At 46.1% G+C, this 15,034-nt stretch carries 13 protein-coding genes; 8 read left to right on the forward strand and 5 right to left on the reverse strand.

Annotation, left to right across the window (positions count from 1 at the left end; translation table 11 throughout):
• Position 1: 1 nt before the first annotated feature.
• Entirely contained in the window at positions 2-643 is a 642-nt protein-coding gene (locus DUN60_RS14885; protein WP_017079335.1) for a DUF2959 domain-containing protein, read from the reverse strand.
• 42 nt (positions 644-685) lie between these two features.
• Here DUN60_RS14885 and DUN60_RS14890 point away from each other — a divergent pair, with 42 nt between their 5' ends.
• The 3 genes from DUN60_RS14890 to DUN60_RS14900 are packed head-to-tail and all read left to right on the forward strand — an operon-like array spanning position 686 to position 2,985.
• Positions 686-1,627 (forward strand): virulence factor BrkB family protein, encoded by a 942-nt coding sequence (locus tag DUN60_RS14890; RefSeq protein ID WP_054542072.1) that lies wholly within the window; start codon positions 686-688, stop codon positions 1,625-1,627.
• The gene (dtd, locus tag DUN60_RS14895) at positions 1,599-2,033 is read left to right on the forward strand and encodes a D-aminoacyl-tRNA deacylase (protein WP_004735590.1); all 435 of its coding nucleotides are present in this window, start codon (positions 1,599-1,601) and stop codon (positions 2,031-2,033) included. The genes DUN60_RS14890 and dtd overlap by 29 nt, the downstream gene beginning before the upstream one ends.
• Positions 2,034-2,049: 16 nt before the next feature.
• Positions 2,050-2,985 (forward strand): bifunctional GNAT family N-acetyltransferase/hotdog fold thioesterase, encoded by a 936-nt coding sequence (locus DUN60_RS14900; protein WP_114634177.1) that lies wholly within the window; start codon positions 2,050-2,052, stop codon positions 2,983-2,985.
• 45 nt (positions 2,986-3,030) lie between these two features.
• Here the strand turns inward: DUN60_RS14900 and DUN60_RS14905 are convergent, their stop codons facing one another.
• From DUN60_RS14905 to hslR, 4 genes are all read right to left on the reverse strand, one after another.
• Entirely contained in the window at positions 3,031-5,001 is a 1,971-nt protein-coding gene (locus DUN60_RS14905) for an AsmA family protein (protein ID WP_114634178.1), read from the reverse strand.
• Positions 5,002-5,154: 153 nt separating this feature from the next.
• Positions 5,155-6,780: a phosphoenolpyruvate carboxykinase (ATP) gene (gene pckA / locus DUN60_RS14910; RefSeq protein WP_017091441.1), complete on the reverse strand. Its 1,626-nt coding sequence runs from the start codon at positions 6,778-6,780 to the stop codon at positions 5,155-5,157.
• A 337-nt stretch (positions 6,781-7,117) separates the two neighbouring features.
• On the reverse strand, positions 7,118-8,011 hold the full coding sequence (hslO, locus tag DUN60_RS14915; RefSeq protein WP_108194016.1) for an Hsp33 family molecular chaperone HslO: 894 nt from the start codon (positions 8,009-8,011) through the stop codon (positions 7,118-7,120).
• A gap of 18 nt (positions 8,012-8,029) precedes the next feature.
• Positions 8,030-8,416, reverse strand: a complete 387-nt coding sequence (gene hslR, locus DUN60_RS14920) for a ribosome-associated heat shock protein Hsp15 (RefSeq protein ID WP_004735595.1) — start codon at positions 8,414-8,416, stop codon at positions 8,030-8,032.
• Between the two features lie 316 nt (positions 8,417-8,732).
• On the opposite strand from hslR, the gene gspC reads away from it, so the two are divergent.
• The 5 genes from gspC (at position 8,733) to gspG (ending at position 14,951) form a co-directional block, all read left to right on the forward strand.
• On the forward strand, positions 8,733-9,629 hold the full coding sequence (gene gspC, locus DUN60_RS14925; RefSeq protein ID WP_065207360.1) for a type II secretion system protein GspC: 897 nt from the start codon (positions 8,733-8,735) through the stop codon (positions 9,627-9,629).
• 41 nt (positions 9,630-9,670) lie between these two features.
• Positions 9,671-11,695 (forward strand): type II secretion system secretin GspD, encoded by a 2,025-nt coding sequence (gene gspD, locus DUN60_RS14930; protein WP_114634179.1) that lies wholly within the window; start codon positions 9,671-9,673, stop codon positions 11,693-11,695.
• The gene (gspE, locus tag DUN60_RS14935; protein WP_054547992.1) at positions 11,695-13,197 is read left to right on the forward strand and encodes a type II secretion system ATPase GspE; all 1,503 of its coding nucleotides are present in this window, start codon (positions 11,695-11,697) and stop codon (positions 13,195-13,197) included. Before gspD ends, gspE begins: the two co-directional genes overlap by 1 nt.
• Position 13,198: 1 nt before the next feature.
• Complete coding sequence (gene gspF, locus DUN60_RS14940) at positions 13,199-14,419, forward strand: type II secretion system inner membrane protein GspF (RefSeq protein ID WP_102449565.1); 1,221 nt, start codon at positions 13,199-13,201, stop codon at positions 14,417-14,419.
• Positions 14,420-14,507: 88 nt separating this feature from the next.
• Complete coding sequence (gspG, locus tag DUN60_RS14945; RefSeq protein WP_009848023.1) at positions 14,508-14,951, forward strand: type II secretion system major pseudopilin GspG; 444 nt, start codon at positions 14,508-14,510, stop codon at positions 14,949-14,951.
• The last annotated feature ends 83 nt before the right edge of the window (positions 14,952-15,034 follow it).

The raw sequence follows: 15,034 nt of genomic DNA on the forward strand, positions 1-15,034 counted from the left end.
GCTACTTCTGGTTCAGTTGAGCTAGGAACTTATCCGATTCTGCTATTGCAGCATTCATCTGTTCTATCGCGTAGGCGATGTCTTTTTCTAAGCTCATAAATTCGCCCTGCAACGAACCGACAGCACTCGCATTGAGGTTGTGTTTGAGATAAAGCGTATTGTCGCGAAGGGTGTTGAGTACCGGGTCCATTTTCTTCTCAGCGCGTTTCATTGCTGAAAGCATGGTCTTGTAAGACGATTGGGTTTCTCGCAGTTTTTGTTCACTCGAACGGCGCAGTGAAGCACTGGTGTAGAGGTCTAACTCGCTCTGCCACTCTGCAAACAGCGCATCTGACACGTCTTCAATCGCAGCAATGCGATCACTGACATTTTGTGCGGCTTTCTCGCTGTCTTGGTATTTATCGTTGATTTGGTTGTACATGTCTTCAAGGTCGCCGCCACTGAAGTTCGTCAGGCTACTCAAGGCTTCAAGTGCGCTAGTAAACTCTTCCTGAGCATCCTGCTGCGACTCTTTAGCGTCTTCCACTCTATCGACCATAATGTCACGCTTGTGGTAACCCACTTGCTCCATGGCGGAGTAATAAGCGGACTGGCATCCAGTAAGAGTAAAAATAGAGAGGACTATAACTATTAAATAAGGCATCCTAGTTTCCTATAGTTAAATAAAGGAATATTAATTAGGACTATGAACGAGTTACCAGGGAGTTACAAGTTGAAGATAAAAAACGCAGTCACAGGAAGCATCCAGTTTTCCCGCTATCTTTTGGCGCGAATGACGCACGATAGGGTCAATGTGAATGCGGGTTACTTGGCGTACATTACTTTGCTCTCGATCGTACCGATGTTGACGGTTTTGCTCTCTATCTTATCCTCGTTTTCAGTCTTTGCTGATGTTGGCCTAGTGATTCAAAACTTCGTTATTACCAACTTTGTTCCAGCATCTGGGGATGCGGTGCATGGTGCTCTACTAGAGTTCGTTGCCAATACCGGCAAGATGACGGCGGTGGGCAGTGTGTTCTTATTCATTGCGGCATTGATGCTGATCTCCAACATCGATAAGAATCTTAACTACATCTGGCGAGTAACAGAAAAGCGTCGGGCCGTGTTGTCCTTTTCAATGTATTGGATGGTGCTAACGCTTGGACCTATTTTGATTGGGGCGAGCATTGCTGCAACGTCGTATGTGACATCATTGAACTTGTTACAAAACGAAGTCGTGTCGAGTGCCTTTAATACCGTGATTCGCAAGCTCCCTTTGATTACCTCATTCTTTGCGTTTTTCGGTCTGTACCTGTTGGTTCCCAACAAAAAGATACACTTTTCTCATGCGGCAGCGGGCTCTCTGGTTGCGGCTCTGTTGTTCGAACTCAGTAAGAAAGGCTTTGCGGCTTACATTACTCAATTCCCCTCTTACCAGTTGATTTATGGCGCATTAGCGGCGATTCCCATTCTTTTTGTCTGGGTGTATTTGTGCTGGTTGATTGTGTTGGTGGGTGCCGAGGTGACGGCCGCGTTGGGCGAGCAGGAACAGTGGAGTGACTCGCAAGAAATGGTACACTCGTCGGATAAAGACAAAATCACAGAGCAAGGAAACAACAGTGATAGCACTGATCCAGAGAGTAAGTGAAGCTGCCGTCCGTGTTGATGGCGAAGTAGTGGGTGAGATTGAGCAAGGCTTATTGGTTCTGTTAGGCGTAGAAAAAGGTGATGACGAAGCCAAAGCCAAACGTTTGATGGAACGAGTGACCACTTATCGTGTCTTTGGAGATGAAGACGATAAAATGAATCTCAATGTAAAGCAGGTAGAAGGTAAGGTATTAGTGGTTTCTCAATTCACTCTGCCAGCTGATACTAAGAAAGGCACACGAGCAGGATTTTCTCGCGGTGCTCACCCAGAAGATGCAGAGCGTCTTTACAACTATTTCTCTGACCAGTGTGAATCAGTGTTACCAACGGAACGTGGCCGATTTGCAGCCGACATGAAAGTGTCTTTGGTTAATGATGGCCCAGTAACATTCTGGCTGCAGGTTTAGGCTTAAAGGAATAAGCATGTTTAAACTCATAACACCGACCACCGAAAATCAACTGAACAAGTATTACCATTTTCGCTGGCAGATGCTCCGTGAACCTTGGCGAATGCCGGTAGGTTCAGAGCGCGATGAATACGATGCCATGAGTCACCATCGCATGATTGTCGATGGTCGAGGTCGCCCGATGGCGATTGGTCGTCTCTATATCACCCCAGATCTAGAGGGGCAGATTCGCTATATGGCGGTGAAGAAATCTCGCCAGAGTAAAGGCATGGGCTCACTTATCTTGGTTGCGCTAGAGTCACTGGCACGTCAAGAAGGGGCGAAGCGTTTGGTGTGTAATGCACGCGAAGATGCGATCTCATTCTATGAGAAGAATGAGTTTGAACGTCGTGGTGAAATTAACGATCAACGCGGCCCTGTGCGTCACCAACAGATGGTGAAACCTCTTGACCCAATGGCTGATGTACTGCGCAAACCAGAATGGTGTAATGAGCTTCAGCAGCGTTGGGAAAATCAGATCCCGATCAGTGACAAAATGGGCATCAAGATTAACCAATACACGGGTTATCAGTTTGAGTGTAGCGCTCAGTTGAATCCCAACCTTAACCCTCATAACACCATGTTTGCTGGCTCAGCTTTTACCTTGGCGACTCTAACGGGTTGGGGAATGACTTGGCTACTGATGAAAGAACGTGGGCTGACCGGTGATATCGTACTGGCAGACAGTAATATTCGTTATCGTCACCCAGTCGAGCAAAACCCAGTCGCGTCTACGTCATTGGATGGGATCAGTGGCGATTTAGATCGCCTCGCGTCTGGCAGAAAAGCTCGCATCATCATTCATGTGACCATTAACAGTGGCGATGTGGAAGCGGTTGAGTTTACGGGAACCTATATGCTGATCCCTGACTACAAAAAGCGATTATCAACAGATTCCAACGTAAGCGGATAGCTGACACTGGCTAACAGATACAGATACAGATACAGATAGAAGGCGCTACTCCTGTGGAGTGGCGCTTTTTTGTTGGCAGTCGTTACTCTCGGAATACTCTGCTTGGGTGAGCTTTCCTGATATTTGGTGGCATTGATCCGATAAGGAAATAGAGAGAGTGTGTTGCTCGATCTTAAGCAAATCGAGCTCTCCAGAGACCTCACCGTTGAGCGTTTGAACTCTTTGTGTACCTTGCTCTGCTGCGGATGCACCAATAATGTGCATTGGTTCAAGAGTGAAGCGACCACGGTCAAAATTCGCATTAAGCTCTGGGATTTCATACACGTTATCAGTCGAGGCTTCAGAAAGCTTATCGTTAAAGGTCATCACACCTTGGCGAACACTGCCAGTGAGTTGCCCTGTGGTTGAATAACCGAACATCAAGGAATCGCCATACAAGCCTGCGGCTTGAAGTTCAAATTCACCATAGCCGGTTGCATCGAGCGGTAATTCGAGTTGCTGCAGCATGGGTGCTATGGGTAACCCGTCGGCAGAGATATCTAAGCTCCATGGCTTACTGATTTGGTTGAAGTCGAGTGTCGCGTTGGCTTCAATATAGCCGTGTTTTAGTGGCATAAACAGGCGTGTCAGCGTCCATTTCCCATGTTCGCTATTCATTTCAACCACGGGTTGAACACTGACAATATTTTGATAGCTTGCATCGTTGGCGCTAACCATCAACTTGCCTTGCCACAGTCCTAACTTTCTCTGTTGCAGCAGCTGAACCTGATGTCCTTCTACATGCAGCCCTGAGACCTGCCAGTAGGGTTTGGTTGCGAGTTGGATAAGTTGGCTACGCTCTATATTAAGTCGGTCAATAGAGGCTTGCTGAAGCTGTGTCAGCCAAGGCAATAGGCGAGCGGATGGTAGAACTTTATTTTTGCTTTCCGTAATCCACTTTATGCCTTGCAGGTCGAGCTGCGCTAATTGAATGCTGTTAGGGGTTACTTCGCCATTAAGTTGAATACTGCCTTGTAAGAATTGAGTATAGAAATCTTCAATCAGAATCTGGTTCGGATCTAAATTGAGCTTGATACTTGGCTCTATGAACATGTCATCATCAATGGTCACTCCCTCTGCTTGCAGAGAGAAAATGGCCTTCTGTTGCTTCCACAGCTCAAAAGGCAATTGGATATTTTCTAGTGACGCATCAAAAGCGGTTAAGTGGCCATCTTGCCATTCCACGTCGCTGCGCAGAATATCTAAGCTATTGATGTGATTGATCTGAATACCTGCTATATCCCACTCTTTGCTTAGTAGGCTTTGGGTCTGTTTCTGATTGAGTCGTAAGCCATCGACGGTCACATTCACCAACGACCAATCTTGCTGATACTGCTCTGCTTGTCCTGAAATCTTGGCTCCGCGCCAGTCGAATGAAGCGCCATACAGAGTGCTATCACTGGGTTTTAGGTCTAGATCAATCAGAAGGTTATCGAATGCTTCACCTTGCCAGTAAAGTTGCGTGGCGGTGAGTTGAGTTTTTCCATAAGGCAGCAATGCGTTGTTGTCATCCCACGTTGGATCGGAGATCTGGAGGTCGATGCCTCGCGCATTAAAGTCTGGGGTCGAAAAGTCGAGATTATTGATGGCTAGCTGATGGAGCTTGATGTTTGGTTGGGTGAATAACGGCGTGAATGTCTCTAGATCGCTTACCTCCAACTGTAGGCCACTGATCAAGACGGAGTCCAAGACCAGTTTAGCTTCTGTAATCGAGCTGGGACTGAACCAAAGATCGATCTTGTCGATATAGAGAGGTTTTTGTTTATCAGGTTGGCTTTGGGTAATGCCCATCAAGGTGATGTGATAAGGCGCCTGATACTCAACGTCTTCAATGAGTACAGGTTGTTCAAGCGTATGCTTGATAAAAAAGTTAGCAACATCCGATCGGTATTGAGTTTGTAGGCTTAATAACAACGCTGCGATAGTCGCAACGATGATGGCCACCACAATGCCAATCACCATGAATACCTTTTTCATTCCCTGAAAGCCTTAAATTTCAATAGTCTCAAAACAGAGTGGAACAAAAAGGGGCAAGCAGCAACAAAAAAGCCCCTCAAAAGAGGGGCTTGCTACAAAAATATCACTTTAAATTGGGCGTTCGCTTTTGGCTTGGCCCGAGCAGATGTTGGGTTAGTCTAGTTGAGGACCTGCCGCAACCAGTGACTTACCTTCAGCATTGTCTGTGTACTTATCAAAGTTGTTGATGAAGCGCTCTGCTAGATCTTTCGCTTTGCTTTCCCATTGTAGTGGGTCAGTGTAAGTATCACGTGGGTCAAGAATCGCTGGGTCAACATCGTGCAACGCTAGCGGTACTTCTAGGTTAAACATAGGGATAACCTTAGTTTCAGCTTGGTCGATTGAGCCATCTAGGATAGCGTCGATGATGCCACGAGTATCTTGGATTGAGATACGTTTACCTGTGCCATTCCAACCTGTGTTCACTAGGTAAGCTTCAGCGCCAGCTGCTTCCATACGCTTCACAAGCACTTCAGCGTACTGAGTTGGGTGAAGAGTTAAGAATGCTGCACCAAATGCCGCAGAGAACGTTGGTGTTGGTTCAGTAATACCGCGCTCTGTACCTGCTAGCTTAGCTGTGAAGCCAGATAGGAAGTGGTACTTAGTTTGCTCCGGAGTCAGCTTAGATACTGGTGGTAGCACACCAAACGCATCCGCTGTTAGGAAGATAACTTTTTGAGCGTGACCTGCTTTTGATACTGGCTTAACAATGTTGTCGATGTGGTGAATCGGGTAAGAAACACGAGTGTTTTCTGTTTTTGAACCGTCATCGAAATCGATAGAACCATCACCACGAACCGTTACGTTTTCTAGCAGTGCATCGCGACGGATTGCATTGTAGATTTCTGGTTCTGCTTCTTTAGATAGACGAATAGTCTTCGCGTAACAACCACCTTCGAAGTTGAAGATACCATCGTCATCCCAACCGTGCTCATCATCACCGATTAGCTCACGCTTAGGATCGGTTGATAGGGTTGTTTTACCTGTACCAGACAGGCCGAAGAAGATGGCTACATCGCCTTTCTCGCCAACGTTTGCACTACAGTGCATTGAAGCAATGCCTTGCAGAGGAAGCAGGTAGTTCATCATTGCGAACATGCCTTTCTTCATCTCACCGCCGTACCAAGTACCACCGATGATTTGAACGCGCTCTGTTAGGTTGAAAGCAACGAAGTTTTCAGAGTTTAGACCCTGCTTTTCCCAGTTAGGGTTAGTTGTTTTAGCACCGTTCATTACCACGAAATCAGGTTCGAACGTTGCTAGCTCTTCGTCAGTTGGACGAATGAACATATTCTTAACGAAGTGCGCTTGCCACGCTACTTCAGTGATAATACGCACACTTAAACGCGTATCTGGGTTAGCACCACAATAACCGTCGATGACAAACAGGCGCTTGCCAGATAGCTGAGTTGTCACAAGCTCTTTCAGCTCACTCCAAACTTCAGTTGTAATCGGTTTGTTGTCATTTTTGCCTTGATCTGACCACCACATGGTATCGCGCGTAGTGTCATCTTTAACAATGTACTTATCTTTTGGTGAGCGGCCAGTAAAGATACCAGTGTCAACCGCAACAGAGCCTAGTTCCGTTACTACGCCTTTTTCGTAGCCTTCCAAACCTGGCAGTGTCTCTTCAACGAATAACTGCTCGTAGCTAGGATTACGAAGAACTTCAGTAACGCCAGTCAGTCCGTGCTTAGTTAGATCAATTTGTGCAGCCTTAGTATGTTCCATAACGGTCATAGGTGCTCCTTGTAGGATATTTTGTAGGGATTTTGTATTAATTTTTTATTGTTATCTGCTCACCATGCTAGCAACGAGACTCTGGGGAAACAGGGATACAGCTCAAAAAGTATCCATATTAATCTTGGGGTTTTAAGCGTCTCGTCACATATTGGCCTAACTAGTCTATCCTGTACGCAAACCTTTGCGCTAGGGGTGAGAACATTATTAATTGATTAAAATTAAGCGGTGATTTTATTACGAGATGTTACGGAGTTTGCGCTATTTTGATCACAAAAAAGGCCAGCTTAGTGCTGACCTTTTTGGGGTAAATTACGTGTTTTTGGTACGCTGTAAATTAATGAACCGTATTGTCGCCTTTATCTGCTGCTTCTGCGTACAGTGCATCAACGTCGCCCTTATCGAACGAGTAGTTTGTGCCACAGTAATCACAGTGAAGAGCAACACTACCTTCCGTACTCAGGATGTCGTAGATCTCCTCTTGAGCAACGGTAATGATAGCGGCACCACTGCGTTCACGAGAACAACCACAGAAGAACTCGACAGGTTGAGGGGTAAATACCTGAACCTTCTCTTGGTTATATAGGCGGTATAACAAATCATTTGCTTCTAGAGAGAATAGCTCTTCGTTTTTAACCGTGTCAGTTAACTGCTCTAGGTGCTCGAAGTCATCTGGCGTACCAGTGCCGTCAGGCATAACCTGCAGAAGCATACCAGCAGCGTGTGCTTTGCCTTCATGCTCCCCCGTGCGTAGCCATAGACGAGTCTTAAGCTGTTCTGAGTTAGCAAAGTAACCTTCAAGAACGTCAGCAAGTGTTTCGCCTTCAAGACCAACGATACCTTGGTAACGCTCACCTTTTTTAGGATCGATAGTGATCACTAGGTGGCCTTTACCTATAAGGTCGTGCAGGCCAGCGTCGTCAGCAATATCACCGTCAAAGCGCGCAACACCACGAATCTTCTGATCGTTATCGCCATTAATAACAGCTAGAGTTACTGGGCCATCACCTTGCAGTTGCATCGTGATAGAGCCTTCAAACTTTAGGGTCGCCGTTAGCAGCGTCGTTGAAACCAGTAGCTCACCCAACAGCTTTTGTACTGGCGCTGGGTATTCCTTGCTAGAAATAATCTGTTGGTACGCTTCGTCCATCTGTACCAATTCACCACGTACTGATAGGTCTTCAAATAGGTAGCGATTTAAAACATTACTTGTAGACATTGGGTCTGCCATTTGGCTATTCCTTCTAGCTTATTGAGTCTTGAACTTGATGATGTCACGACGTTGCTTTTTATCTGGACGACGTTCTGGTGCTGGGCTATGAGCATTTAGCTTGCGTTGTTGTGCAAACTCTTCTCTTTTTGCCAAGCTTTCGGTGGTTTCTTCATAGAGGGTTTGAGCGACTGGCGCTCCGCCGCGGTGTGCGGATATTTTCTCTATGGTGACCGTCTTTTCTTCATTCCCTTGGCGCAGGGTAATCACTGCCCCAAGTTCTACGATTTTGCTGGGTTTGCTGCGCTGACCATTATAGTGGACTTTACCACCATCGACCATGTTGCGAGCAATTGAACGAGTTTTATAAAAGCGTGCTGCCCACAACCATTTATCGAGTCTGACAGCTTCATTAGTCGTTTTCATATAGGACAGTGCCTTTTCAGTTAGAAATGATGCGGTTTAACTGTTATTCACAGCATGCAACTTATGTTGTTTGATGACGCTTATCACACTTAGTAGAAGCTTATGTGGAGGCGATTGGCTTTTTTTTCAAGGAAGATTACAAAATAGCTCAGGTAATGCCGATTTATAGATTTGCTATGATATAGTTCAGGATCTTATGCTTTTAATAAGCAGGAACAGAATTTATGAACAAAAAAGCTGATAGTTTAGTAGGTTACAGCTTTATTCGTTATAGAAAGGGTTAGGGAACGTGAACTTTTTAGAGCTCAAACTTCGCATGGATAACTCTCCGGTGCTGAGCCGATTTTTAGAGAATGGATTTTTACTCCAGCAGAAACTGAGCCTTGTTCTTTGTTGTGTGTTGATCGCAGCTTCCGCATGGATTTTAGGACAGCTCGCATGGTTTATTGAACCTGCTGAGCAAACCATCGCGCCATGGGCAGCAACGGCTTCCTCGTCTTCAACGCCTCAATCGACTCTTGATATCTCTTCTTTGCAGCAGAGCAACATGTTTGGTGCTTATAACCCAACCACGCCTGCTGTGGTTGAGCAGCAAGTTATCCAAGATGCGCCAAAGACGCGACTGAACCTCGTTTTAGTGGGTGCAGTAGCCAGTTCTAATCCAAAACTGAGCTTGGCGGTGATTGCCAATCGCGGCACACAAGCGACCTACGGAATTAACGAAGAGATTGAAGGCACTAGAGCTAAGCTCAAGGCCGTATTGGTCGATCGTGTGATCATCGATAACTCTGGGCGAGACGAAACCCTGATGCTTGAAGGTATTGAGTACAAGCGTTTGTCTGTATCAGCGCCTGCGCCACCCCGTACCTCTTCTTCTGTGCGTGGCAACAACCCAGCTTCTGCAGAAGAGAAGCTAGATGAAATTAAAGCGAAGATAATGAAAGATCCGCAACAAATCTTCCAATATGTTCGACTGTCTCAGGTGAAACGCGACGATAAAGTGATTGGTTATCGTGTGAGCCCTGGCAAAGATTCAGAACTTTTTAACTCTGTTGGGCTCCAAAACGGAGATATTGCCACTCAGTTAAATGGACAAGACCTGACCGACCCTGCTGCTATGGGCAACATATTCCGTTCTATCTCAGAGCTGACAGAGCTAAACCTCGTCGTCGAGAGAGATGGTCAACAACATGAAGTGTTTATTGAATTTTAAAACTTTGCGTCTAACGAAGGACGAAAGTGTAGGAGAAGTACGTGAAGCATTGGTTTAAGAAAAGTGCATGGTTATTGGCAGGAAGCTTAATCTGCACACCCGCAGCCATCGCGAGTGATTTTAGTGCCAGCTTTAAAGGCACTGATATTCAAGAGTTTATTAATATTGTTGGTCGTAACCTAGAGAAGACGATCATCGTTGACCCTTCGGTGCGCGGAAAAATCGATGTACGCAGCTACGACGTACTCAATGAAGAGCAATATTACAGCTTCTTCCTAAACGTATTGGAAGTGTATGGCTACGCGGTTGTCGAAATGGACTCAGGTGTTCTTAAGATCATCAAAGCCAAGGATTCGAAAACATCAGCAATTCCAGTCGTTGGAGACAGTGACACGATCAAAGGCGACAACGTGGTGACACGTGTTGTGACGGTTCGTAATGTTTCAGTACGTGAACTTTCTCCTCTGCTTCGTCAACTAAACGACAATGCAGGCGCGGGTAACGTTGTGCATTACGACCCAGCCAACATCATCCTTATTACGGGCCGAGCGGCGGTAGTAAACCGTTTAGCTGAAATCATCAAGCGCGTTGACCAAGCGGGTGATAAAGAGATTGAAGTCGTTGAGCTAAAGAATGCTTCTGCGGCAGAAATGGTACGTATCGTTGATGCGTTAAGCAAAACCACAGATGCTAAAAACACACCTGCCTTCCTACAACCTAAATTAGTTGCTGATGAGCGTACCAATGCGATTCTTATCTCAGGTGACCCTAAGGTACGTAGCCGTTTAAGAAGGCTGATTGAACAGCTTGATGTTGAAATGGCAACCAAGGGCAACAACCAAGTTATTTACCTTAAGTACGCAAAAGCAGAAGATTTAGTTGATGTGCTGAAAGGCGTGTCGGACAACCTGCAATCAGAAAAGCAATCTTCAACCAAAGGCAGCTCATCGCAACGCAACCAAGTGATGATCTCCGCTCACAGCGATACCAACTCTTTGGTCATTACCGCACAGCCGGACATCATGAACGCGCTGCAAGATGTGATCGCTCAACTCGATATTCGTCGTGCTCAAGTATTGATTGAAGCCCTAATTGTCGAGATGGCAGAAGGTGACGGCGTTAACCTTGGTGTGCAATGGGGTAACCTTGAAACGGGTGCCATGATTCAGTACAGCAACACTGGTGCTTCTATTGGTGGTGTGATGGTTGGCCTAGAAGAAGCAAAAGATTCAACAACAACCAAAGCTGTTTATGATGAAAATAATAACTTCTTACGTAATGAAACCACTACAGAAGAAGGTGATTATTCTACATTGGCTTCTGCTCTTTCTGGCGTGAACGGTGCAGCAATGAGTGTGGTGATGGGTGACTGGACCGCTTTGATCAGTGCAGTAGCGACCGATTCAAATTCAAATATCCTATCTTCTCCAAGTATCACCGTGATGGATAACGGCGAAGCGTCATTCATTGTGGGTGAAGAGGTGCCTGTTTTAACTGGCTCGACCGCAGGTTCAAGCAACGACAACCCATTCCAAACGGTTGAACGTAAAGAAGTGGGTATCAAGCTGAAAGTGGTGCCACAAATCAATGAAGGTGACTCGGTTCAGCTGCAAATAGAACAAGAAGTATCGAACGTATTAGGCGCCAATGGTGCGGTTGATGTGCGTTTTGCTAAGCGACAGCTAAATACATCAGTGATTGTTCAAGACGGTCAAATGCTGGTGCTTGGTGGTCTGATTGACGAGCGAGCACTGGAAAGTGAATCTAAGGTCCCATTCTTAGGTGATATTCCTGTACTTGGGCACCTGTTCAAATCAACCAGTACTCAGGTTGAGAAAAAGAACCTAATGGTCTTCATCAAACCAACCATTATTCGTGATGGTATGACAGCTGATGGTATCACGCAGCGTAAATACAACTTCATCCGTGCTGAGCAGCTGTATAAGGCTGAGCAAGGGCTGAAATTAATGGCAGATGATAACATCCCGGTATTGCCTAAATTTGGTGCCGACATGAATCACCCGGCTGAAATTCAAGCCTTCATCGATCAAATGGAACAAGAATAATGGCTGAATTGGTAGGGGCGGCACGTACTTATCAGCGCTTGCCGTTTAGCTTTGCGAATCGCTATAAGATGGTGTTGGAGTATCAACATCCAGAGCGCGCCCCGATACTTTATTATGTTGAGCCACTGAAATCGGCGGCGATCATTGAAGTGAGTCGTGTTGTGAAAAATGGTTTCACGCCACAAGCGATTACTCTCGATGAGTTTGATAAAAAACTGACCGATGCTTATCAGCGTGACTCGTCAGAAGCTCGTCAGCTCATGGAAGACATTGGTGCTGATAGTGATGATTTCTTCTCACTAGCGGAAGAACTGCCTCAAGACGAAGACTTACTTGAATCAGAAGATGATGCACCAATCATCAAGTTAATCAATGCGATGCTGGGTGAGGCGATCAAAGAGGGTGCTTCGGATATACACATAGAAACCTTTGAGAAGTCGTTGTCGATTCGTTTCCGTGTTGATGGCGTGCTGCGTGATGTTTTAGCGCCAAGCCGTAAACTGGCTCCGTTATTGGTTTCGCGTGTCAAGGTTATGGCTAAATTGGACATTGCGGAAAAACGCGTGCCACAAGATGGTCGTATTTCTCTGCGTATTGGTGGCCGAGCGGTTGATGTTCGTGTTTCAACCATGCCTTCTTCGCACGGTGAGCGTGTGGTAATGCGTCTGTTGGACAAAAACGCCACTCGTCTAGACTTGCACAGTTTAGGTATGACAGCAGAAAACCATGAAAACTTCCGTAAGCTGATTCAGCGCCCACACGGAATTATCTTGGTGACCGGCCCGACAGGTTCAGGTAAATCGACGACCTTGTACGCTGGTCTGCAAGAACTCAACAGTAATGAACGAAACATTTTAACCGTTGAAGACCCAATCGAATTCGATATTGATGGCATTGGTCAAACACAAGTGAACCCTAAGGTTGATATGACCTTTGCGCGAGGCTTACGTGCCATTCTTCGTCAAGATCCTGATGTGGTTATGATTGGTGAGATACGTGATTTGGAGACCGCTGAGATCGCTGTTCAAGCTTCTTTAACGGGTCACTTAGTTATGTCGACCCTTCACACCAATACAGCAATCGGTGCGATCACGCGTCTACGTGATATGGGCATTGAACCTTTCTTAATCTCTTCTTCGCTGCTGGGTGTTTTGGCTCAGCGCTTGGTTCGTACTTTATGTAACGAATGTAAAGAACCTTATGAAGCCGATAAAGAGCAGAAGAAACTGTTTGGGTTGAAGAAGAAAGAAAGCCTGACGCTTTACCATGCCAAAGGTTGTGAAGAGTGTGGCCATAAGGGATACAGAGGCCGTACCGGTATTCATGAGCTGCTGATGATTGATGATTCAGTACAAGAGTTGATTCACAGTGAAGCGGGTGAACAGGCGATTGAAAAAGCAATTCGTGGCACAACACCAAGTATTCGAGATGATGGCTTGAGCAAAGTTCTGAAAGGGGTAACGTCCCTAGAAGAAGTGATGCGTGTGACCAAGGAAGTCTAGTATGGCGGCATTTGAATACAAAGCATTGGATGCCAAAGGCAAAAGTAAAAAAGGCTCTATTGAAGCAGATAATGCTCGTCAGGCTCGCCAAAGAATAAAAGAACTTGGCTTGATGCCGGTTGAGATGACCGAGGCTAAAGCAAAAACAACGAAAGGTGCTCAGCCGTCGACCAGCTTTAAACGCGGCATTAGTACGCCTGATTTGGCTTTGATTACTCGTCAGATATCAACGCTCGTTCAGTCTGGTATGCCGTTGGAAGAGTGCTTGAAAGCCGTTGCCGAACAGTCTGAGAAACCTCGTATTCGCACCATGCTACTCGCGGTGAGGTCTAAGGTGACTGAAGGTTATTCGTTAGCAGACAGCTTGTCTGATTATCCCCATATCTTCGATGAGCTATTCAGAGCCATGGTTGCTGCTGGTGAGAAATCAGGGCACTTGGATGCGGTATTGGAGCGCTTAGCGGACTACGCCGAAAATCGTCAAAAGATGCGCTCTAAGTTGCTGCAAGCGATGATCTACCCAATCGTGCTGGTGGTGTTTGCAGTGACGATTGTGTCGTTCCTACTGGCAACGGTAGTGCCTAAGATCGTAGAGCCTATTATCCAAATGGGACAAGAGCTTCCTCAGTCGACACAATTTTTATTAGCATCGAGTGAATTTATCCAAAATTGGGGCATCCAATTACTGGTGTTGACCATTGGTGTGATTGTGTTGGTTAAGACTGCGCTGAAAAAGCCGGGCGTTCGCATGAGCTGGGATCGCAAATTATTGAGCATCCCGTTGATCGGCAAGATAGCGAAAGGGATCAACACCTCTCGCTTTGCACGAACACTTTCTATCTGTACCTCTAGTGCGATTCCTATCCTTGAAGGGATGAAGGTCGCGGTAGATGTGATGTCGAATCATCACGTGAAACAGCAAGTACTGCAGGCATCAGACAGCGTTAGAGAAGGGGCAAGCCTGCGTAAAGCGCTTGATCAAACCAAACTCTTTCCCCCGATGATGCTGCATATGATCGCCAGTGGTGAGCAGAGTGGCCAGTTGGAGCAGATGCTGACAAGAGCGGCTGATAACCAAGACCAAAGTTTTGAGTCGACCGTAAACATCGCCTTAGGCATTTTTACCCCAGCCCTTATCGCTTTGATGGCAGGCTTAGTGCTGTTCATTGTGATGGCGACGCTGATGCCGATGCTTGAAATGAATAATTTGATGAGCGGTTAATCAGTCGCTCATAGGACGTTAGTTTTTGGATTATCGAGACGAAGGACATCATTACCTTCAACTCGCTGTCTGTAATTTGGAGAAAATAATGAAAAATAAAATGAAGAAACAGTCAGGCTTTACCCTATTAGAAGTCATGGTTGTTGTCGTTATCCTTGGTGTTTTAGCAAGTTTTGTTGTGCCTAACCTGTTGGGCAACAAAGAGAAGGCGGATCAACAAAAAGCCATCACTGATATCGTGGCGCTAGAGAACGCGCTCGACATGTACAAACTGGATAACAGCGTTTATCCGACAACGGATCAAGGCCTTGATGGATTAGTTTCTAAGCCAAGCAGCCCAGAGCCTCGTAACTACCGTGACGGCGGTTACATCAAGCGTCTGCCTAACGACCCATGGGGTAACGAGTACCAATACCTAAGTCCTGGCGATAACGGCACAATTGATATCTTCACTCTTGGCGCTGATGGTCAAGAAGGTGGTGAAGGTATTGCTGCGGATATCGGCAACTGGAACATGCAGGACTTCCAATAAGCTTCGGCTTGTTGTCGGTTGATACGTTCCTGTTGTTTGATTCGTTATTGTCGCTTGATACGTTATTGATGGTAGTACGCAAA

The organism is Vibrio splendidus, assembly GCF_003345295.1.
Classification (GTDB): Bacteria; Pseudomonadota; Gammaproteobacteria; order Enterobacterales; family Vibrionaceae; genus Vibrio; species Vibrio splendidus_K.